The sequence below is a fragment of the Streptomyces sp. NPDC089424 genome (assembly GCF_044749345.1).
Classification (GTDB): domain Bacteria; phylum Actinomycetota; class Actinomycetes; order Streptomycetales; family Streptomycetaceae; genus Streptomyces.
This window is the reverse complement of sequence record NZ_JBIVHU010000008.1, coordinates 1-21,022: the sequence shown is the minus strand read 5'-3', so window position 1 is coordinate 21,022 and position 21,022 is coordinate 1. Positions and strand designations below refer to the sequence as shown.

The following is a 21,022-nucleotide window of genomic DNA, read 5'->3' as shown; positions in this document are numbered from 1 at the left end:
CCCGGCTCCCGACACTCAGGATTCGCCGCCACCCGACGCCCCACGAGTGTCCCCCGGCGGAACGTGCCACCCTGAACCCATGCCCGAAGGAGACACGGTCTGGCAGTCCGCGAAACGCCTGCACGCGGCGCTCGCGGGCAAGGTCCTGACCCGCTCCGACCTGCGCGTACCGAAGTTCGCGACGGCCGACCTCACCGGCCGCGCCGTCCTGGACGTCACCCCCCGCGGCAAGCACTTCCTGACCCGCATCGAAGGCGGCCTCACGCTGCACTCCCATCTCAGGATGGACGGCTCCTGGAGGGTGTTCGCGGCCGGCGCGCGCTGGACCGGCGGCCCCGCCCACCAGATCCGCGCCATCCTCGGCAACCCCGAGCACACCGCCGTCGGCTACCGCCTCCCGGTCCTCGAACTGCTCCGCACCGCCGACGAGGACCGAGTGGTGGGCCACCTCGGCCCCGATCTCCTGGGCCCGGACTGGGACCCCGACCAGGCCCTCGCCAACCTCCTCGGCGACCCGGCACGCCCGCTCGGCGAGGCGCTCCTGGACCAGCGCAATCTCGCCGGCATCGGCAACGTCTACAAGAGCGAGCTCTGCTTCCTGCTCGGCGCGACCCCCTGGCTCCCGATGGGCGCCCTGCCGGCCGACCGCGCCGCCAAGCTGCCCGCCGTCGCGAAGAAGCTCCTGGAGGCCAACCGCGACCGCCCGATCCGCAGCACGACGGGCCGCCGCGGCCAGGACCTGTTCGTGTACGGCCGCGCGCCCCGGCCCTGTCTGCGCTGCCGCACCTCCATCCGCGTGGCCGACCAGGGCGACGGCTCCCGCGAACGCCCCACCTACTGGTGCCCCCATTGCCAGACGGGCCCTGCCCCGGCACCGGGCAGCCCCGCCGCGCGGCGGCACCCGGGGCAGGCCCCCACACCTCCCGGCAAGGCCCCCGTACCGCCCGACAAGGCCCAGTGACGCCCGCACAATTGACGACCCGTCAGAAAATCTCGTACCGTCCCTGCATGGCCGTACCGGCATACGACCTCACCGGTCGCACCGCGTTCATCACCGGCGCCGCGGGCGGCATCGGCCGCGCCTCGGCGGTCCTGCTCGCCCAGGCGGGCGCCACCGTGCACTGCGCGGACCGCGACGCCCCAGGCCTGCACGAGACGGCCACGCTCATCAAGGACCGGGGCGGCGCCGCCCGCACCCACCACCTCGACGTCACCGACCGCGACCAGGTCAGGCGAGCCGTCGAGTCCTGCGAACGTCTGGACGTACTGGCCGCGATCGCCGGCATCATGCACAGCAGCCCGGTCCTGGAGACCCGCGACGAGGATCTCGACCGGGTCCTGGACGTCAACTTCAAGGGTGTCCTGCACGCCTGCCAGGAAGCCGCCCGCCTGATGCTCGCGCACGGCGTGCGGGGCAGCATCGTGACGATGGCCTCCGGAGCCGTCGACACCGGCGGCCCGGGACTGCTGTGCTACGGCGCGGCCAAGGCGGCCGTCGTACAGCTGACGAAGACGCTGGCCACCGAGATGGGCCGGTACGGCATCCGGGTGAACGCCGTCGCACCGGGCTGGATCCGCACGCCGATGACGGACCGCCACGACAGCGCGGCCCAGGCGCACACGGAGTCACTGATGGCGCGGATGTCCCCACTGGGCCGGGTCGGAGAGGCGGAGGAGGTCGCTCACGCGGTCCTGTACCTGGCCTCGGACGCGTCGGCCTTCACGACGGGCCAGATCCTGCGTCCGAACGGGGGTGTGGCAATGCCCTGGTAGCGGCCCCCCGGACCATCCGCCAGGCCGCCGCCCCGAGCGAGCCTGCCGCACGCCCCCCGGGCACACAGTGCACCGGCAGCAGGCTCAGCCCCCACCCCCCGGCCACGACCGCCCCCTCCAGCGCCCCCGCGTCGGGCGCCGTCGCCAGTCGCAGCACGGCCCACCACCAGACCACGCCGAGCCCCAGTACGGCCCCCCAGCGCACTATTCGCCCCGCCATGGCCGTCACCTCCAGCTCGGCGCCAGAAACGCCGTCCTCATCTCCGGGGCGACGCCGACGACGCTAGTCGCGTGCCCTCGCGCCACGGGAGGGCGCACCAACGGCACAGGGGCGCACAGGCGCGGCAGCCACTGACCGACCAGGCGCACGCGCGACCGGCGTGCACGCCAGGTCATCCGTTCCTCACCACGCCCGCCGGCCGTTCCTCAGAACGTCCGTCAGCCGTGTCGCACCACGTCAGCCGTTCTCGGCCTGGAACATCCAGTGGTGCTTCTCCAGATCCGCGGTGATCCCGATCAGGAGGTCCTGCGAGACGGGATCCGGCGCCTCGGTGGCCGCCACCCGCTCACGCATGCGCCCGATCACCGCGCCCAGCGCGTCCACGAGCACCCCGACCGCCTCCGCGTCCCTGATCCAGCCGCCGGCCGTCGCCGCGATGCCGCTGCCCACGGCCACCGTCGAGGCACGCCCGTCGGGTGAGACACCCAGCGCCGAGGCGCGCTCGGCGACCGTGTCGGAATGGGTGCGCGCGCTGGTCACCACGTCGTCGAGCTGGAGGTGCACGCTGCGGAAGCGGGGGCCGACGACGTTCCAGTGGACCTGCTTGGCCACGAGCGCGAGGTCGATGAGATCGACGAGGGCGCCCTGGAGCGCCTCGGCGACGGTCTTCAGATCCGCGTCGGACAGCGGACTTTTCACGACGTACATCGCACCTCCGTTGGCTGGCCCCGTCATCTCCCTCCACGATGACCGCGACACCCCGGACCGGCAAACGCACCCAAACGGAACGTAAAGGATTCCCCAACACGCGAAAACCCCGACCGCTCCCCCGGGTCTCCCCGGAAAAGCCCCGGCCGGGGCCTCACACGTTCCTGACTGTCACAAAGCCCGTGCGACGCGGCGGTGTGCCGCGCACGCGAGCCTCGCCTCAGGCGGCAACCACGTCCACCGCCTCGGCGGGCGCCTTGATGGTGACCCGTTCCGGTGGCACACCGGCCACCGACACGGAACCCAGCATCGGGCGAACCGGCGTGGGAACAGGCTCACTGGGGGTGGCCGCTGCAGACTGTGCCAGCTCGGCGAGGGCGAGCTCGTCGCTCACTTCCCGCATGAGCTCGGACATCCGTACGTCCAACGCGTCGCAGATGGCGGAGAGCAGCTCGGAGGAAGCCTCCTTCTGCCCCCGCTCCACCTCGGAGAGATAGCCGAGCGAGACTCGGGCGGACGAGGAGACTTCGCGCAGAGTACGGCCCTGGCGCTGGCGCTGCCGACGCAGCACGTCACCCAGCAGGCGACGGAGCAGAATCATCGGTGGCTCCCTCCTCGGACCGCGTAGCCGCATCCTTCACGCCCCACCGTACCGCCTTGCGCTGCGGCCGTGCGGGGAGCGATGTCGTGTTCACTCAGGGCTGCAAACATCAAAACCCCCCGTTCCGTTCCGTATCCTGTGCCCGCTCATTCCCAGTCTGTTCGCTCGCAAGCTCCCTCAGAAGAAGCGCGAGTACGCTCCGTACACTCTCCATACGAATTTCCGCCCGCCGGCCGTTCAACCTCAGGGCCTCCACTTTTCCGCCACCGGCAGAACCCGCACCCGCCCCGAACGGGCCGTCCAGGGCGACGAAAACGGTTCCGACGGGCTGTCCGTCCTGTGGGTCCGGGCCTGCGACACCGGTGGTCGCGAGACCCCAGTCGGCGCCCAGCACCTTCCGCACTCCGGCCGCCATCTGGGCCGCCACCTGCGGATCCACCGCTCCACGCTGAGCCAGCAGGGTGGCGTCGACGCCCAGCACCTCGTGCTTGAGCTCGGTCGCGTACGCCGTCACCGATCCCCGGAAGGCCTTCGAGGCCCCGGGCACCGCCGTCAGCTCCGCGGCGACCAGTCCGCCCGTCAGCGACTCGGCGACGGCGACGGTCTCGCCCCTCACCGTGAGTAGCCGTACGACTTCGGTGGCCGACGAACCGGCCGGGACACTCACCCTTGCGTCTCCTCCAACGCGGCCTTGCGCTCGGCGATTCCCTGCCTGCGCAGCACCATGGCCTGTCTCACATAGTCCAGCCCGGTCACCACGGTCAGGACGACCGCCGCGGCCATGACCCAGAACCGCAGGGTGGCCAGCCAGCCCGTGAGCGCCAGCACGTACATTCCCACGGCCACGCCCTGGGTGAGCGTCTTCAGCTTTCCGCCGCGGCTGGCGGGGATGACGCCGTAGCGGATGACCAGGAAACGCAGCAGGGTGATCCCCAGTTCCCGCCCGAGGATCACCGCCGTCACCCACCAGGGCAGATCGCCCAGCGCCGAGAGACAGATCAGCGCCGCACCCATGATCGCCTTGTCGGCGATGGGGTCGGCGATCTTCCCGAAGTCGGTGACGAGGTTGTACGTGCGGGCCAGATGGCCGTCGAACAGGTCGGTGATCATGGCGATGGCGAACGCCGCCCAGGCGAGCGAGCGCCAGGCGGGGTCGTATCCGCCGTCGGCCAGCATCAGCGCGACGAAGCCGGGGACCAGGAGCAGCCGGAGCATGGTCAGGAGATTGGCGACGTTCCAGACGCTGGCCTGGTTGACCGCGGCGGCCGCGATCTTCCCGCCGCGGGCCGGCCTGGTCTCCGGCTGCGCGCTGGTCGCGCCGGCCCCCGTGACACCCGCCCCCGTGACACCCGCCTCCGCACCGACCGCGCCGACCGGGCCGGGCCCGCCCATGCTCTCCGGGCCCGGTGCGGAGCCCTTCAGGGGTGCGCGCTGCGAGGTGGTCCCTTTCGAGGCCGCGGCGGTGCCGTTCGCCGGGGCGGGGCCACCCGCGGCGGACGCCGGTACTCCGGTCATCTGCCCGCCTCCTCACTGCCGGCCCTGCCGTCGGCGCCGGTCGCGGCGAACATCAGCGGCTCGGCCACCAGGTCGACACCTTCCGTGCCGACCACCTTCGCCTCGACCATACGACCGACGCTCAGCGTCTCGCCGCCGCTGAGCAGCACCTGTCCGTCGGTCTCGGGCGCCTGGTGCGCGGCACGGCCGTAGGTGCCGTCCTCACCGCCGACCGACTCCACGAGGACGCTCAGGGTCTGCCCGACGCGGTCCTCGGCCCGCTGGGAGACGAGCTCCTCGGCGAGCTGGGAGATGTGGGCGAGCCGCTCGGCGACGACGTCCTGGTCGAGCTTGCCGTCGTAGGTCGCCGCCTCGGTCCCCTCCTCGTCGGAGTAGCCGAAGACGCCGATCGCGTCGAGCCGCGCGCCGTTCAGGAAACGCTTCAGCTCGGCCAGGTCCGCCTCGGTCTCGCCGGGGAAGCCCACGATGAAGTTGGAGCGCACGCCGGCCTCCGGCGCCTTGCCGCGGATGGTGTCGAGCAGCTCCAGGAAGCGGTCGGTGTCACCGAACCGGCGCATGGAGCGCAGCACGGCGGGCGCGGAGTGCTGGAAGGACAGGTCGAAGTAGGGCGCGACCTTGGGCGTCGAGGTGAGCACGTCGATCAGGCCGGGCCGCATCTCCGCGGGCTGGAGGTAGCTGACCCGCACCCGCTCGATGCCGTCGACGTCCGCCAGCTCCGGCAGCAGCGACTCCAGGAGGCGGATGTCGCCCAGGTCCTTGCCGTAGGAGGTGTTGTTCTCGGAGACCAGCATGATCTCCTTGACGCCCTGCTCGGCCAGCCACCGCGTCTCGTTCAGCACGTCGCTGGGGCGGCGGGAGATGAAGGAGCCGCGGAAGGACGGGATGGCGCAGAAGGTGCAGCGCCGGTCGCAGCCGGAGGCGAGCTTCACCGAGGCGACGGGGCTGCCGTCGAGCCGGCGCCGCAGCGGCGCGCGGGGGCCCGAGGCCGGGGCGAGGCCCTGCGGGAGGTCCGAGGGGGCGCCGTGACCGGGCAGCGCCACGTCGGGCGCGGACTGCCGCTCGGCGGGGCTGATCGGCAGCAGTTTGCGCCGGTCGCGGGGGGTGTGCGCGGCGTGGATGCCGCCGTTCAGGATGGTCTGCAGGCGGTCGGAGATGTTCGAGTAGTCGTCGAAGCCGAGCACGCCGTCGGCCTCGGGGAGGGCCTCGGCGAGTTCCTTGCCGTACCGCTCGGCCATGCAGCCCACCGCCACGACGGCCTGGGTTCTGCCGTGTCCCTTGAGGTCGTTGGCCTCCAGGAGGGCGTCGACGGAGTCCTTCTTGGCGGCGTCGACGAAGCCGCACGTGTTCACGACGGCGACGTCCGCGTCCCCGGCGTCCTCGACGAGTTCCCAGCCGTCCGCCTCCAAGCGGCCTGCGAGCTCCTCCGAGTCCACCTCGTTACGGGCGCAGCCAAGGGTGACAAGTGCGACGGTACGGCGTTCAGGCATGGGCTCTAGACTACTTCGTCCCGCGGACACCCCATGTCGACGGGGTTGGCCGATCACGGCCAACCCCGTACGCACCGCGCCCCCGCATGGGCCGTCAGCCGGCCTGCGGGTCGCCCTTCGTGTAGGTGAGACGCTCCACGGCGCCGGGCTGGAAGTCGTCGTCGATCTTCTTGCCGTTCACGTAGAGCTGGATGGCGCCCGCGTCACCGAGCACCAGGTTGATCTTGGAGCTGTCCTGGAAGGTCTTGGACTGGCCCTGCTTGAGCAGACCGTCGAACAGGAGCCGGCCGTTGTGGTCCTTGGCGGAGATCCAGCTGCGGCCGTCGGTGGCGCTGACCTGGACGGTGACCTTGTCCCGGGGCGCGGCCGCGATGGCGCTCTCGGTGGGGTCGGGCTTGGGGTCGGTGGGCTTCGGCGCGTCCGCGGACGGCGAGGCGGTCTTGCCGTCGGAGGGCTTGGCGCCTTCCGCGACCGGCGCCTTGGAGCCGTCCTCGGAGTCGCCCTTGAACAGGGTGAAGCCGACGAAGCCGATCACGGCGACGATGGCGGCGACCATCGCGGCGGTCCAGTTGGGCCCCCGCCGCTCCGGACGGATGCGCTCTGCCTCGAACAGCGGCGCCGCCGGCGTCGGCGCCGGGCTCCCGCCGCGCTCGGCGTCGTACTGCGCGAGAAGGGGACCAGGATCCAGGTGGACGTGCTTGGCCAGGGTCCTGATGTGCCCGCGCGCGTAGACGTCGCCGCCGCAGGGCGCGAAGTCGTCCGACTCGATGGCGTGCACGATGCCGATGCGGACCCGGGTGGCGGTACTGACGTCATCGACGGTCAGCCCTGCGGCGATACGCGCCTGCTGCAGGGCACGGCCGATGGAGGTGCGGGCTTCCTCGGAAACGTCTTCGAACGGACGCTCGTCTTCAGGGGAGTTGCCGATGGACACGGGGGCGCCTTTCGAGCGTGTAGCCACCTGTGCTGGAGGTTCAGTCTAGGGGGGGTGCAAAAGGGTGGGGCAACCCGGCGGAGGGACTTTGTACGCCATCCGAATGGCCTTACGTCCCGATGACGGGGGTGGTGCTTGACGAATGATGGGGCGGGTGCTTGTCGCTTCCCTCAACTTGACGTGCGGGGCGGGGAAACGGTTGCTCAATGATCCCTTACGGGTGAGTCACGATCGAACAACCATGTGCGGCGAGCCGACGAGCGTGACCCACTTGCCTACCCTTCAGACTCCCCACGGATGACGGCGAGCACGCCATCCAGCTCATCGGCTTTCACAAGAACATCACGTGCCTTGGACCCCTCACTCGGCCCGACGATGTTCCGCGACTCCATCAGGTCCATCAGGCGCCCCGCCTTGGCGAAACCGACCCGCAGCTTGCGCTGGAGCATGGAGGTCGACCCGAACTGCGTGGAGACGACCAGCTCGGCCGCCTGGCACAGCAGGTCGAGGTCGTCGCCGATGTCCTCGTCGATCTCCTTCTTCTGCTTGGTCCCCACGGTGACGTCGTCCCGGAAGACCGGCGCCATCTGGTCCTTGCAGTGCTGGACGACGAGCGCGACCTCCTCCTCGGTCACGAACGCGCCCTGCATACGCGTCGGCTTGTTCGCGCCCATGGGCAGGAAGAGCCCGTCACCCTTGCCGATCAGCTTCTCGGCGCCGGGCTGGTCGAGGATGACGCGCGAGTCCGCGAGCGACGACGTGGCGAACGCCAGCCGTGAGGGCACGTTGGCCTTGATCAGACCCGTGACCACGTCCACGGAGGGCCGCTGCGTCGCCAGCACCAGGTGGATGCCGGCCGCGCGCGCGAGCTGCGTGATACGCACGATCGAGTCCTCGACGTCCCGCGGCGCCACCATCATCAGGTCGGCGAGCTCGTCGACGATCACCAGCAGATAGGGGTACGGCTGGAGTTCCCGCTCGCTGCCCTCGGGCGATTTGACCTTGCCCTCGCGCACGGCACGGTTGAAGTCGTCGATGTGCCGGTATCCGTACGCGGCCAGGTCGTCGTAGCGCAGGTCCATCTCCCGCACGACCCACTGGAGCGCCTCGGCGGCCCGCTTCGGGTTGGTGATGATCGGCGTGATCAGGTGCGGGATGCCCTCGTAGGCGGTCAGCTCGACGCGCTTGGGGTCTACCAGGATCATCCGGACGTCCTCCGGGGTCGCCCGCATCATGATCGAGGTGATCAGGCAGTTGATGCAGGACGACTTGCCGGAACCGGTGGCTCCGGCGACCAGCATGTGCGGCATCTTCGCCAGCGAGTGCATGACGTACCCGCCCTCGACGTCCTTGCCGAACGCCACCAGCATCGGGTCGTCGTCCTCGGCGGACTCCGCGAGCCGCAGCACGTCGCCGAGGTTGACCATCTCGCGGTCCGTGTTCGGGATCTCGATGCCGACCGCGGACTTGCCGGGGATGGGGCTGATGATCCGCACGTCGGGGCTGGCGACGGCGTACGCGATGTTCTTGGTGAGCGCGGTGATCCGCTCGACCTTCACGGCGGGGCCGAGCTCGACCTCGTAGCGCGTCACCGTCGGACCGCGCGTGAAGCCGGTGACGGCCGCGTCGACCTTGAACTCGGTGAACACCGTGGTCAGCGAGGCCACCACGGCGTCGTTCGCGGCGCTGCGCGCCTTGCCGGGGCCCCCGCGCGTGAGGAGGTCGAGCTGGGGCAGCGCGTAGGTGATGTCGCCGGACAGCTGGAGCTGCTCGGCGCGCGGTGGCAGGTCGCGGGTCTGCGCGGGCGGCGACTTGGTGAGGTCGGGGACGCCGGTGTCGATCTTCTCCCGCTGGGGACGCGCGGCCGGTACCGGCGTGGGGGTCGGGGTGGTCTCCGCGCGGTCGCCCACGCTGACGCCCTGGGTGAGGTCGGCGACGATCGGCGACGGCGGCATGCCGTGCAGCACCGCGCCGTCGAGCGCGGCGGCGGCCGCCGCCGCGACGTCCACGGCGTCCGGCTGCCGCTCCCCCTCGGGCTGCGGCACCGACGAGCGCCTGGTGCGGCCCCGGCGTCGGGACAGGGCCTCCTGCTCGGCACCGTCGGGGTCGTAGGCCGCCGGGGCCTGCGCGCGTCCGCGCGGGCGGGCGGGGATCGCCTCCCGCCACTGCTCGTCGTAGCGCTCGTCGTCGTCGGAGTACTCGTCCTCGTAGGCCTCGGCGTCACGGACGACACCGAGCTTCACGCCGAGCAGCCGCAGCCGCTGCGGGATGGCGTTGACGGGTGTGGCCGTGACGACCAGCAGCCCGAAGACCGTGAGCAGCACCAGCAGCGGTACGGCGAGCACCTCGCCCAGGGCGTACGTCAGCGGGGTCGCCGTGCCCCAGCCGATCAGGCCGCCGGCGTCCCGTATGGCCTGCATGCCGGCGCTGCGCGCGGGGGAGCCGCAGGCGATGTGGACCTGGCCGAGCACGCCGATGAGCAGCGCGGACAGCCCGATGACGATGCGGCCGTTGGCCTCGGGCTGCTCGGGGTGGCGGATGAAGCGCACGGCGACGACCGCGAGCAGGATCGGGGTGAGCAGGTCCAGCCTGCCGAAGGCACCGGTGACCAGGATCTCGACGAGGTCGCCGACGGGACCGCGCAGGTTGGACCAGGTGCCGGCGGCGACGATCAGCGCGAGCGCGAGCAGCAGCAGCGCGACGCCGTCCTTGCGGTGGGCGGGGTCGAGGTTCTTGGCGCCCTGCCCTATGCCGCGGAAGACGGCTCCCACGGCGTGCGCGAGGCCGAGCCAGAGGGCCCGCACCAGCCGGTAGACGCCCCCGGTCGGGCTCGGCGCGGGCTTGGGCGCGACCTTCTTGGCCGGTGCCTTCCTCGCGGGCGCCTTCTTCGCGGGGGGCCTTTTCGCAGCGGCCTTCTTCGCCGGGGCCTTCGCGGAAGCGGCAGCCTTCTTGACGGGCTGCTTCTTGGCTGCGGAGGGACGTGAGGCCATAGGTGTGAGATTACCGGTGGAGTCGCCGGTGGACACGCGCGCCTACCGGTTCACCCGTTCGTGTCGCCCTTGCGCAGGCACGAAACTGACGCGGGCTCACGAGCGGGGGACCTGGAAGAGCCACGGCGGGACGGTGACGTGAACTCCGGTGGGCGGGCGGGCAACTCTGCCCGGCCCGCCGTCAGTTCTGCGAGGGCACGGAAGGAGACCCGCCGGTACCCGGCTCCAGCGCGTCCAGCGCCCGCCGCAGTCCGGTGAGCTTGCGTTCGAGATGGGCGGCCGTGGCCACCGCCGCCGCGTCCGCGGCCTCGTCGTCGAGCTGCTTGGAGAGCGCCTCGGCCTGCTCCTCGACGGCCGCGAGGCGCGCCGACAGCTCGGCGAGCAGCCCGGCGGCCTCCTTGCCGCCGACCGCGCCCTTGCCGCCGCCCTCCAACTGGAGGCGCAGCAGCGCGGCCTGCTCGCGCAGCTGGCAGTTCTTCATGTAGAGCTCGACGAAGACGGAGACCTTCGCGCGCAGCACCCACGGGTCGAACGGCTTGGAGATGTAGTCCACCGCGCCGGCCGCGTAGCCCCGGAAGGTGTGATGGGGCCCGTGGTTGATCGCGGTGAGGAAGATGATCGGGATGTCTCTGGTCCGCTCGCGCCGCTTGATGTGCGCGGCGGTTTCGAAACCGTCCATTCCCGGCATCTGGACGTCCAGCAGAATGACCGCGAAGTCGTCCGTGAGTAGTGCTTTGAGCGCTTCCTCCCCGGACGATGCCCGCACCAGCGTCTGATCGAGCGCAGAGAGGATCGCCTCCAGCGCCAGCAGATTCTCCGGCCGGTCATCGACCAGGAGGATCTTGGCCTTCTGCACCATGGCCCGCCCTCCTCGCCCCGGCAGTGCACCGGGCGCCGCCCCGTGGGACGACTCCGTTGCGCCGCCCATCCTCGTGCCGGTCATCGTAGCCGCACCCCGCTTGTCGCCACACCCTGTCACCGCGATGTCACTGTGCACGTAGCAGAAACGCAGCAAGGGACCAGAAGGTTCCCCGAATCCCGCGCTCGTACACGGCTACGCGCACTCTGAGTCAGCAACTCCCCAACGACATCCACCGTTCATTCGCCCTGCATCCACTGCTCCATCACCGCCAGCAGATGATCGGGGTCGACCGGCTTCGTCACATAGTCCGACGCACCCGATTCGATCGCCTTCTCCCGGTCACCCTTCATCGCCTTCGCCGTCAGCGCGATGATCGGCAGCCCGGCGAACTGCGGCATCCGGCGAATCGCCGTCGTCGTCGCATAGCCGTCCATCTCGGGCATCATGATGTCCATCAGGACGACCGCCACGTCGTCGTGCTGCTCCAGCACCTCGATGCCCTCACGGCCGTTCTCGGCGTACAGCACCGACAGCCCGTGCTGCTCCAGGACGCTGGTGAGCGCGAACACGTTACGGATGTCGTCGTCGACGATGAGTACCTTCTCACCCCCGAACCGGATGCCCGCGCGCGGGTGCGCCTCCGCCACCGTCTCACCGCCCTGCCACGGCTCCTGCGGCAGCGCCCGCCGCTCGATCCCCGGCATGCTCCGGCGGCGCCGCCGGAAGAGCGCCGCGGCGCCGTTCTGGGTCTCGCGGTACGACTTCACCTCGGCCGGCGTCTCGGCCGGCCTCTCGACCGCCACCTCGGCCGGCTCCGGCCACTCGGTGAGCTCCGCCACGGGCGGGGCGGGCGGCAGCTGCTGGTAGCCGTTCGGGGGCAGTTCGCTCGGGTACAGCGGCAGGTACAGCGTGAACGTCGAGCCGCGGCCCGGCTCGCTCTGCGCGTGGATCTCACCGCCGAGCAACTGCGCGATCTCGCGGGAGATCGACAGGCCGAGGCCCGTGCCGCCGTACTTGCGGCTGGTCGTGCCGTCCGCCTGCTTGAACGCCTCGAAGATCACCCGCATCTTGCTCGCCGCGATCCCGATGCCGGTGTCGGTCACCGAGAACGCGATCAGCCCGGCCTCCGGACCGGTCAGCGACCCGGCCTCCAGCAACTGCTCCCGGATCGCCTTCGGCACGTCGTCGCGCGCGGGGCGGATGACCAGCTCCACCGAGCCCGAGTCGGTGAACTTCACCGCGTTCGAGAGCAGGTTGCGCAGCACCTGGAGCAGCCGCTGCTCATCGGTGTGCAGCGTGGCCGGCAGCTCCGGGGAGACCCGCACGGACAGGTCCAGGCCCTTCTCCGCCGTCAGCGGCCGGAAGGTGGCCTCCACGTAGTCGACGAGCTGGACGAGCGCGATCCGCGTCGGGGAGACGTCCATCTTGCCCGCCTCGACCTTCGACAGGTCCAGGATGTCGTTGATCAGCTGGAGCAGGTCGGAGCCGGCCCCGTGGATCGTCTCGGCGAACTCGACCTGCTTCGGGGTGAGGTTGCCGTCCGCGTTGTCGGCGAGCAGCTTGGCCAGGATGAGCAGCGAGTTCAGCGGCGTACGCAGCTCGTGCGACATGTTGGCGAGGAACTCGCTCTTGTAGCGCATCGACACCGCGAGCTGCTCGGCGCGCTCCTCCAGGACCTGGCGCGCCTCCTCGATCTCGGTGTTCTTCACCTCGATGTCCCGGTTCTGCTGGGCCAGCAGCTCGGCCTTCTCCTCCAGTTCGGCGTTGGACGCCTGGAGGGCCTTCTGCCGGTTCTCCAACTCGGCGGAGCGCTCGCGCAGTTGCTCGGTCAGCTCCTGCGACTGCTTCAGCAGCACCTCCGTCTTGGTGTTGACGGAGATGGTGTTGACGCTGGTCGCGATCATCTCGGCGATCTGGTTGAGGAAGTCCTTCTGGATCTGCGTGAACGGTGTGAACGAGGCCAGTTCGATAACGCCGAGCACCTTGCCCTCGAACAGCACCGGCAACACGATCACCTGGGCGGGCGGCGCCTCCCCGAGCCCGGAGGAGATCTTCAGATAGCCGCTGGGCGCGTTCTCCACGAGGATCGTGCGCTTCTCCTGCGCGGCCGTGCCGACCAGCGCCTCACCGGGCCGGAACGACGTCGGCATGGAGCCCATCGAGTAGCCGTACGAGCCCAGCATCCGCAGCTCGTACTGGTCGTCCTTGCCGGTGGTGTCGGCCGGCGGCAGCGCCAGGAAGAACGCGCCGTGCTGCGCGGAGACCACCGGCGTCAGCTCGCTCATGATCAGCGAGGCGACGTCCTCCAGGTCCCGGCGGCCCTGCATCAGCGCGGAGATACGTGCGAGGTTGCCCTTGAGCCAGTCCTGCTCCTTGTTGGCGATCGTGGTGTCGCGCAGGTTGGCGATCATCTTGTTGATGTAGTCCTGAAGCTCCTGGATCTCGCCGGAGGCGTCCACGTCGATCTTCAGGTTCAGGTCGCCGCGGGTCACCGCGGTCGCCACGCGCGCGATGGCGCGCACCTGCCGGGTCAGGTTCCCGGCCATCTCGTTCACGGACTCCGTCAGGTCCCGCCAGGTGCCGTCGACGTCGCGCACCCGCGCCTGACCGCCCAGCTGCCCCTCCGTGCCCACCTCGCGGGCCACCCGCGTGACCTCCTCGGCGAAGGAGGACAGCTGGTCGACCATCGTGTTGATGGTCGTCTTCAGTTCGAGGATCTCACCGCGGGCATCGATGTCGATCTTCTTCGTCAGGTCACCCTTGGCGATGGCCGTCGTCACCATCGCGATGTTGCGCACCTGGCCGGTCAGGTTGGACGCCATCTGGTTCACCGACTCGGTGAGGTCCTTCCACGTACCGGCCACACCCGGCACATGCGCTTGACCGCCCAGGATGCCGTCCGTGCCCACCTCGCGGGCCACCTTGGTGACCTGTTCGGCGAACGAACTCAGCGTCTTCACCATGGTGTTGAAGGTGTCGGCGAGCTGCGCCACCTCGCCGCGCGCCTCGATCGTCACCGTGCGCGTCAGGTCGCCGTTGGCGACCGCCGCCGCCACCTGCGAGATGTTGCGCACCTGGACGGTCAGGTTCTTGGCCATCAGGTTGACGTTGTCGCTGAGGTCCTTCCAGATGCCGGTGACACCCGGCACATGCGCCTGACCGCCCAGGATGCCCTCGGTGCCCACCTCGCGCGCCACCCGCGTCACCTGGTCGGCGAACGACGACAGCTGGTCGACCATCGTGTTCACGGTGGTGACGAGTTCGAGGATCTCGCCCTTGGCGTCGACGGTGATCTTCTTCGAGAGATCGCCCTTGGCGACGGCGGTGGTGACGTGGGCGATGCTGCGCACCTGCACGGTGAGGTTGTTCGCCATGAAGTTGACGGACTGCGTGAGGTCCTTCCAGGTGCCGGAGACGCCCTGCACCTCGGCCTGGCCGCCCAGCTTGCCCTCGGTGCCCACCTCTCGGGCCACCCTGGTGACCTCCTCGGCGAACGAGGACAGCTGGTCCACCATCGTGTTCAGGGTGTTCTTCAGCTCCAGGATCTCCCCCCGCGCGTCCACGGTGATCTTCTGCGACAGGTCACCCCGCGCCACCGCCGTCGCGACCTGCGCGATCTGGCGCACCTGAGCCGTCAGGTTGCCGGCCATGCCGTTCACGGAGTCGGTCAGGTCGCGCCACACACCGGCGACGCCGGGCACCTGCGCCTGACCGCCCAGCCGGCCCTCCGTACCCACCTCACGGGCCACCCGTGTCACCTGGTCGGCGAAGGCGGAGAGCTGGTCGACCATCGTGTTGACGGTGTTCTTCAGCTCCAGGATCTCCCCGCGCGCGTCCACGGTGATCTTCTGCGACAGGTCACCCCGCGCCACCGCCGTCGTCACCTGGGCGATCTGGCGCACCTGAGCAGTCAGGTTGCCGGTGATGGAGTTGACGGAGTCGGTCAGCTCCTTCCACGTGCCCGACACGCCGTCCACGCGCGCCTGGCCGCCGAGCCGTCCCTCGGTGCCGACCTCCCGGGCCATCGTCGTGACCTGGTCGGCGAACGACGACAGCTGGTCCACCATCGTGTTCACGGTGTTCTTCAGCGCGAGCATCTCGCCGGAGACGTCCACGGTGACCTTCTGCGAGAGGTCACCGTTGGCGACCGCCGTCGTCACCTGCGCGATGTTCCTCACCTGTCCGGTGAGGTTGCGGAACGCCGTGTTGACGGAGTCCGTCAGGTCCTTCCAGGTCCCCGCCGCCCCCGGCACCTGCGCCTGGCCGCCCAGCTCACCCTCGTCGCCGATCTCCCGAGCCACGCGCGTGACCTCGGAACCGAAGGCGGACAGCTGGTCCACCATGCCGTTGACGGTGTTCTTCAGCTCCAGCATCTCGCCGGCCACGTCGACCGTGACCTTCTGCGACAGGTCACCGCTGGCGACCGCCGTCGTCACCGCGGCGATGTCCCGTACCTGGGTCGTCAGGTTCCGGAACACCGTGTTGACGGAGTCCGTCAGGTCCTTCCAGGTCCCCGCCGCGCCCGGCACGTTCGCCTGCCCGCCGAGCCGCCCCTCCCCGCCGACCTCGTTGGCCACGCGGGTGACCTCGTCCGCGAAGATCCGCAGCGTCTCGGTCATCTGGTTGATCGTCTCGGCCAGCTGCGCCACCTCGCCGCGCGCCTGCACGGTCACCTTGCGGGACAGATCACCGTTGGCCACGGCCGTCGTCACCTCGGCGATACCGCGCACCTGCGCGGTGAGGTTGCCTGCCATGGTGTTGACGGAGTCGGTGAGCTCCTTCCACACCCCGGCCACCCCGGGCACCTGGGCCTGTCCGCCCAGCTCGCCCTCCGTGCCCACCTCACGCGCGACCCTGGTCACCTCGGAGGAGAACGCCGAGAGCTGGTCCACCATCGTGTTGACGGTTTCCTTCAGCTCCAGCATCTCGCCGGCCACATGAACCGTGACCTTCCGGGACAGATCACCCTTCGCGACCGCGGTCGTCACCAGCGCGATGTCCCGCACCTGCGCGGTCAGCCGGTCCGCCATCGTGTTGACGGACTCCGTCAGATCCTTCCACGAACCGGACATTCCGCGCACCTGGGCCTGCCCGCCCAGCTTGCCCTCGGTGCCCACCTCACCGGCCACGCGCGTGACCTCGTCGGTGAACGTCGACAGCTGGTCGACCAGGTTGTTGACGGTCCGCCCCACCTTCAGGAACTCGCCCCGCAGCGGGTGCCCGCTCCCGTCGGGCGCGTTCGTCCGCAGCTCCATCCGCGGCGCCAGATCACCCTCGGCCACCGCGAACAGCACCCGGCTGACCTCGGACACCGGCCACACCAGATCGTCGACCAGCGCGTTCGACGCGTCGATCGCGGCCGCCCACGACCCCTCACAGGCGCCCGTCTCCAGCCGCTCCGTGAGCTTGCCCTCGCGCCCCACGACACGCCGCACCCGCGACAGCTCACCCGTAAGGTGCAGATTCCGGTCGGCGACCTCGTTGAAGATGGCGGCGATCTCCGCCATCACGCCGTCCCCGGACACCGTCAGCCGCTTGCGGAAGTTGCCGTCCCGCATCGACACCAGGGCCGCTTTCAGCCGGTTCAGGGCAGCCGTGTCCACCTCAGTGGTCCCGTTCCGGCTGCTCGGGGACTGTCCGCCCTTGGCGCGCGGCTTCGTGCCCCGCGTCGCTGCGCCAGACTCCACTGTGTCCCTCCCGCAGGGGTCGACCATTACTGCTGTGCACTGCTGCTCGACGTATCGATCACTACTGCGTATCTGCACCCGGTGGCACCAGCCGTCGATCCCACCAGGAGGTGACGGACCGCACCAGGGGCTGCTGCCCACCGAAGGCGCACCGCACTCGCCCTGGCCGTACCTCCATCACAAGCCTGCCCAGTGTTTCACCCCGGCTGAACCAGGCCATAACAGTTCGGCAGCTTCGCACATCGTCCGCACACCCTCCGGACGGAAACACTGCAGACCGGCATCCGCATGAACCGCGAAGGTAAGTAACCTTGCATGCGGCTGTCCAGCCGCACCGGTTCCGTCCGGCCTGGGCGGTGGCACGAGAACGAGCGGGCATCGGAGGGGCGGCCGCACACATGACCACCGGACTGATCCCCGGGGGACAGCCCCCGGACCCCGGGCCGACGAGCGGCCTGCCGACACAGACGCGCGGCGAGCCGGCCGGCACGGCAGCCCAGCACATCGAGAGCAGATCGAGGAGTTTTGTGATCACCGCGCGCGCGGCCGCCAGTTTCGAGCCCGTCGGACGCTCGGTCGCCTCCGCACGCTCCTTCGTCCGCGACACGCTCCAGGGCTGGGGGTACGCCGACGTCGTCGACGACGCCGTGGTGCTCACCAGCGAACTGGTCACCAACGCCGTCGTCCACGCGGGCACCACCGCCGACGTGCTGTGCCTGCGCCTCGACGGCGGCGTCCGCATCGAGGTCGCCGACCACTACCCGGAACGCGAAGTCCCCCTTCAGGGCTCCGCCGTCAACATGGGCAGCCCCGACCGCGAGGGCGGCCGGGGCCTCCAGCTGTGCGCGGCCCTCGCCGGCCGCTGGGGCGTCGACTACACACCCACGCACAAGCAGGTCTGGTTCCAACTCGACCTCCCCGAACGCGCCGTGGGCACCCGCACCGCCGGCCCGTCCCTCCCCGCCGACCTGCTCCCCCTGGCCGACGGCCGGGTCCGCGTCGCCGTCGTCCAGATCGACCGGAGCGGCGCCATCACCGCCTGGAACGAGGACGCCGAGGAACTCTTCGGCTACCAGGGCGAACAGGTCACCGGAAAGCCCCTCACCGACCTCGCCGCCTGGCCGCACACCCCGGGCACCAGCACCGGCATCGCCGAGGCGCTGCAACTCTCCCGCTGGGAGGGCAGCTACGGCATCCGCGACGCCGGCGGCCGGGTCGTCCCGGTGTACGCCTCCCACCTCCGCGTCCGCGACACCGACGGCGAGCCCTCCACCGTCTGCCTCCTCGTCCGTGACCACGAACGAGCCGTCCTGCAGACGCCCATGCGCATCGCGGCGTCCGACGCGGCCACCTCCTCCGAGGGCCAGAGCACCGACCCCTTCGAGGTCTTCATCGGCTCCCCGGCCCCGGACGACCTCGACGGCCTGCTCCAGCGCACGGTCGAACGCGCCCGCGACATGCTCGACGGCGACTCCGCGTTCCTCCTCCTCGCCACCGACGACGAGACGGAGCTGGAGGTCCGCGCCTCCACGGGCCTGCCCTCCGCCCGCCAGCGCTTCGCCCGCGTCCCCGTCGAGGCGGGCCCCGGCCGCTACGGCTCGGCCCGCATGCCGGCCGTCCACGACGACCTCACCGCCGTCCCCGGCGCCGTGCCCCTCCTCAACGGCACCGGCATGCGCTCGGTCGTCACCGTCCCGCTCAAGGTCGAGGGCCGCCTCACCGGCTCCCTCGGCGTCGCCGCGGAGGGCGCCGGCAGGTACTCCAACGAGGAGGCCCTGCGCCTCCAGTTCGCCGCCGACCGCATCGCCCTGGCCGTCGAGTCCGCCCGCCTCGGCGAGCTCGAACGCCTGCGCCGCGGCTCGCTCAGCTTCCTCGTCGAGGCCTCCGACCTGCTCGCCGGCACCCTGGACCGGGACCAGACACTCGCCCTCATGGCGCAGATGACGGTCCCGACGCTGGCCACCTGGTGCGCGGTCTACACGATCGCCGACCAGGCCTCGGAGCCCTACCTCTCGTACGTCCTGCACGAGGACGAGGAACTGATCGACGGCATCAAGTCCCTGCTGTCCAAGATCGACCCGCCCGACCCGGTACCGACGCCCGGCGCGCGCGTCTGGTCCGCGCCGGCGGACGCCGCCCACCAGGCCGCCCTGCGCACCTCCATGCGCAGCCTGGGCCTCGGCGAACCCGCCACGGTCAGCTCCGGCATCGGTACGACGCTCGCGACGGCGTCCGCGGTCGGCGGCGAGACCGTCGTCCTGCCCCTGGTCGCCCGCAACCGCGTCATCGGCATGCTCACCCTCGGCAAACCCACCGACGAGCACTTCCGCCAGGAGATTCTGGAGCTGGCGGAGGACCTCTCCCGCCGAGCCGCCCTGGCCCTGGACAACGCCCGCCTCTACTCCGAGCGCACGGCCATCAGCCAGGCCCTCCAGCGCAGCCTCCTGCCGCCCGAACTCCCCGTGATCGACGGCGTCGAGGTCGAGGTCATCTACCGCGCGGCCGGCGAGGGCAACGAGGTCGGCGGCGACTTCTACGACCTGTTCCCCATCCGCGACGGCGCCTACGGCTTCGCCATCGGTGACGTCTGCGGCACCGGCCCGAACGCGGCGGCCGTCACGGGCCTCGCCCGGCACGCCCTGCGCCTGCTGGCCCGCGAGGGCCTCAGCGGCCCTGCGGTCCTCCAGCGCCTCAACTCCGCCATCCTCGACGAGGGCGCCCGCAGCCGCTTCCTCACCCTCCTCTACGGCGAGATGCGCCCGCAGGAGGACGGCAGCGCCGAGCTGAAGGTCGTCTGCGCGGGCCACCCGCTCCCCCTGCGTCTGCGCCAGGACGGCACGGTGGAAGCCGCGGCCGAACCCCAGCCGCTCCTCGGCGTCCTGGAGGACCTGGACCTCTACGAGCAGACCGTCACCCTCGACCCCGGGGACGTCCTGCTGTGCGTCACGGACGGCGTCACCGAGCGCCGCGAGGGCAACCGCATGCTGGGCGACGACGGCCTCGCCGACGTCCTCACCACCTGCACCGGCCTCACAGCGGGCGCGGTGGCGGCACGCATCATGCGCGCGGTGGAGCGCTTCGCCTCGGACGCCCCGTCCGACGACATGGCGATCCTGGCGATGCGTGTCCCGGGCCTCCACAACGGCCTGAGCAACGCCTGAAAAGCAAGAAGGCCCCCGCCCGAATGGGCGGGGGCCTTCTGCGTCGGAGCCCCCAAACGGAATCGAACCGTTGACCTTCTCCTTACCATGGAGACGCTCTACCGACTGAGCTATAGGGGCCGGTCACCGTCTTGAGGTCTCCCTCGCGGCGACGGAATAGATCATACCCCGAACAGACCGCTGCTCCCAACCACCGCCGTCCCGCCCAGGGGACGATCAGAAAGCCGGCTGCAACAGCCCGCCCAGCGCATTGCACGCGGACACCGTCCGCTGCATGTCACGCTTCGTCAGAGCGCCGTCCACGGGCAGCGCGAGCGTCTCCTCGGCGGCCCGCTCGGTCTCCGGCAGCGCCACACACTCACGGAAGGCCGGCAGTCGGTGCACCGGCGTCTTCACCGGCACCCAGCACTCGACTCCCCTGGCCCGGAGGGACCGCGCGAACGCGTCCCGGTCGGGCCGCCCGTTCCCGGGCACCCGCACCACGTACTGCTGATAGGTGTGCCCGACACCGCCGTCCGGCGTGTGCACCCCGCGCAACTTGGCGTCCAGGTAGGCGGCTCGCTGCCGGCGCTGCGCGACCTCGTCGCACGGCGCCTCGGACTCGCCCTGCTCCAGCACCAGAAGCCCGTGCCGCTGCCCCACCCCACGCAGCGCCGCGACATCCGCGGGCCTGCCGAACCGATGGACCACAACGACTGCCGATGTCCGCGGACTTACGGCCGCCTCGACCGCGGACGCGTCGAGGCCGTACGACAGGGGGTCTATGTCGGCGAACACCGGGCGCGCGCCCGCCATGGTCACCGCTTCGCAGACCTCGACGTTCCCGAACGCCGACACGATGACCTCGTCACCGACTCCTACGCCGGCGGCCCTGAGCATTGCAGCAGTACCCATGCTGCGGATCGTGGTTGCGCAACGTGAACTTCAAGTGACGCACAACAAAAAAGAGTTGGACCCCGAACCGAAGTTCAGGGTCCAACTCTTCTAAGAATTGTTCGGCGGCGTCCTACTCTCCCACAGGGTCCCCCCTGCAGTACCATCGGCGCTGAAAGGCTTAGCTTCCGGGTTCGGAATGTAACCGGGC

13 protein-coding genes, 1 tRNA gene and 1 rRNA gene are annotated in these 21,022 nt (G+C 70.5%); 3 read left to right on the top strand and 12 right to left on the bottom strand.

Annotated elements, in window-relative coordinates:
* Positions 1-79: 79 nt before the first annotated feature.
* Together ACIP2X_RS29265 and ACIP2X_RS29260 are read left to right on the top strand one after the other, a co-directional pair.
* The gene (locus ACIP2X_RS29265) at positions 80-961 is read left to right on the top strand and encodes an Fpg/Nei family DNA glycosylase (RefSeq protein WP_401678356.1); all 882 of its coding nucleotides are present in this window, start codon (positions 80-82) and stop codon (positions 959-961) included.
* A gap of 47 nt (positions 962-1,008) precedes the next feature.
* Entirely contained in the window at positions 1,009-1,773 is a 765-nt protein-coding gene (locus tag ACIP2X_RS29260; protein ID WP_401678353.1) for an SDR family NAD(P)-dependent oxidoreductase, read from the top strand.
* A gap of 457 nt (positions 1,774-2,230) precedes the next feature.
* On the opposite strand, the gene ACIP2X_RS29255 is transcribed toward ACIP2X_RS29260, so the two are convergent.
* From ACIP2X_RS29255 to ACIP2X_RS29215, 9 genes are all read right to left on the bottom strand, one after another.
* A complete protein-coding gene (locus ACIP2X_RS29255; protein ID WP_401678350.1) occupies positions 2,231-2,701 on the bottom strand; it encodes a Dps family protein in 471 nt (156 codons plus the stop codon).
* Between the two features lie 220 nt (positions 2,702-2,921).
* Positions 2,922-3,302 carry a helix-turn-helix domain-containing protein gene (locus ACIP2X_RS29250; protein WP_030044087.1) on the bottom strand — a complete coding sequence of 127 codons (381 nt, stop codon included), beginning with the start codon at positions 3,300-3,302 and terminating at the stop codon, positions 2,922-2,924.
* Positions 3,303-3,411: 109 nt separating this feature from the next.
* Complete coding sequence (locus ACIP2X_RS29245) at positions 3,412-3,969, bottom strand: CinA family protein (protein ID WP_401678347.1); 558 nt, start codon at positions 3,967-3,969, stop codon at positions 3,412-3,414.
* On the bottom strand, positions 3,966-4,817 hold the full coding sequence (pgsA, locus tag ACIP2X_RS29240; protein WP_401678344.1) for a CDP-diacylglycerol--glycerol-3-phosphate 3-phosphatidyltransferase: 852 nt from the start codon (positions 4,815-4,817) through the stop codon (positions 3,966-3,968). Before pgsA ends, ACIP2X_RS29245 begins: the two co-directional genes overlap by 4 nt.
* Positions 4,814-6,304 (bottom strand): 30S ribosomal protein S12 methylthiotransferase RimO, encoded by a 1,491-nt coding sequence (gene rimO / locus ACIP2X_RS29235; protein ID WP_401678341.1) that lies wholly within the window; start codon positions 6,302-6,304, stop codon positions 4,814-4,816. Before rimO ends, pgsA begins: the two co-directional genes overlap by 4 nt.
* 94 nt (positions 6,305-6,398) lie before the next feature.
* Positions 6,399-7,238 carry a helix-turn-helix domain-containing protein gene (locus tag ACIP2X_RS29230; RefSeq protein ID WP_401678338.1) on the bottom strand — a complete coding sequence of 280 codons (840 nt, stop codon included), beginning with the start codon at positions 7,236-7,238 and terminating at the stop codon, positions 6,399-6,401.
* A gap of 275 nt (positions 7,239-7,513) precedes the next feature.
* Positions 7,514-10,228 (bottom strand): DNA translocase FtsK, encoded by a 2,715-nt coding sequence (locus ACIP2X_RS29225; protein ID WP_401678335.1) that lies wholly within the window; start codon positions 10,226-10,228, stop codon positions 7,514-7,516.
* Positions 10,229-10,409: 181 nt separating this feature from the next.
* Positions 10,410-11,087: a two-component system response regulator gene (locus ACIP2X_RS29220; RefSeq protein ID WP_401678332.1), complete on the bottom strand. Its 678-nt coding sequence runs from the start codon at positions 11,085-11,087 to the stop codon at positions 10,410-10,412.
* Between the two features lie 239 nt (positions 11,088-11,326).
* Positions 11,327-16,777 carry a HAMP domain-containing protein gene (locus ACIP2X_RS29215; protein WP_401678329.1) on the bottom strand — a complete coding sequence of 1,817 codons (5,451 nt, stop codon included), beginning with the start codon at positions 16,775-16,777 and terminating at the stop codon, positions 11,327-11,329.
* A 398-nt stretch (positions 16,778-17,175) separates the two neighbouring features.
* Between ACIP2X_RS29215 and ACIP2X_RS29210 the strand changes: the two genes are divergently transcribed.
* A complete protein-coding gene (locus tag ACIP2X_RS29210; RefSeq protein WP_401678326.1) occupies positions 17,176-19,938 on the top strand; it encodes a SpoIIE family protein phosphatase in 2,763 nt (920 codons plus the stop codon).
* A gap of 47 nt (positions 19,939-19,985) precedes the next feature.
* On the opposite strand, the gene ACIP2X_RS29205 is transcribed toward ACIP2X_RS29210, so the two are convergent.
* The 3 genes from ACIP2X_RS29205 to rrf all read right to left on the bottom strand — a co-directional run.
* Positions 19,986-20,058 (bottom strand) — tRNA-Thr (locus ACIP2X_RS29205).
* A 96-nt stretch (positions 20,059-20,154) separates the two neighbouring features.
* The gene (locus ACIP2X_RS29200; protein ID WP_401679215.1) at positions 20,155-20,817 is read right to left on the bottom strand and encodes a DegT/DnrJ/EryC1/StrS family aminotransferase; all 663 of its coding nucleotides are present in this window, start codon (positions 20,815-20,817) and stop codon (positions 20,155-20,157) included.
* A 114-nt stretch (positions 20,818-20,931) separates the two neighbouring features.
* Positions 20,932-21,022: ribosomal RNA gene (gene rrf / locus ACIP2X_RS29195) — 5S ribosomal RNA — on the bottom strand; the annotation flags it as partial.

Coding starts and splice junctions, on each gene's coding strand:
- ACIP2X_RS29265 (WP_401678356.1), top strand. CDS start 80: ATGCCCGAAGGAGACACGGTCTGGCAGTCCGCGAAACGCCTGCACGCG.
- ACIP2X_RS29260 (WP_401678353.1), top strand. CDS start 1,009: ATGGCCGTACCGGCATACGACCTCACCGGTCGCACCGCGTTCATCACC.
- ACIP2X_RS29255 (WP_401678350.1), bottom strand. CDS start 2,701: ATGTACGTCGTGAAAAGTCCGCTGTCCGACGCGGATCTGAAGACCGTC.
- ACIP2X_RS29250 (WP_030044087.1), bottom strand. CDS start 3,302: ATGATTCTGCTCCGTCGCCTGCTGGGTGACGTGCTGCGTCGGCAGCGC.
- pgsA (WP_401678344.1), bottom strand. CDS start 4,817: ATGACCGGAGTACCGGCGTCCGCCGCGGGTGGCCCCGCCCCGGCGAAC.
- rimO (WP_401678341.1), bottom strand. CDS start 6,304: ATGCCTGAACGCCGTACCGTCGCACTTGTCACCCTTGGCTGCGCCCGT.
- ACIP2X_RS29225 (WP_401678335.1), bottom strand. CDS start 10,228: ATGGCCTCACGTCCCTCCGCAGCCAAGAAGCAGCCCGTCAAGAAGGCT.
- ACIP2X_RS29220 (WP_401678332.1), bottom strand. CDS start 11,087: ATGGTGCAGAAGGCCAAGATCCTCCTGGTCGATGACCGGCCGGAGAAT.
- ACIP2X_RS29210 (WP_401678326.1), top strand. CDS start 17,176: ATGACCACCGGACTGATCCCCGGGGGACAGCCCCCGGACCCCGGGCCG.
- ACIP2X_RS29200 (WP_401679215.1), bottom strand. CDS start 20,817: ATGCTCAGGGCCGCCGGCGTAGGAGTCGGTGACGAGGTCATCGTGTCG.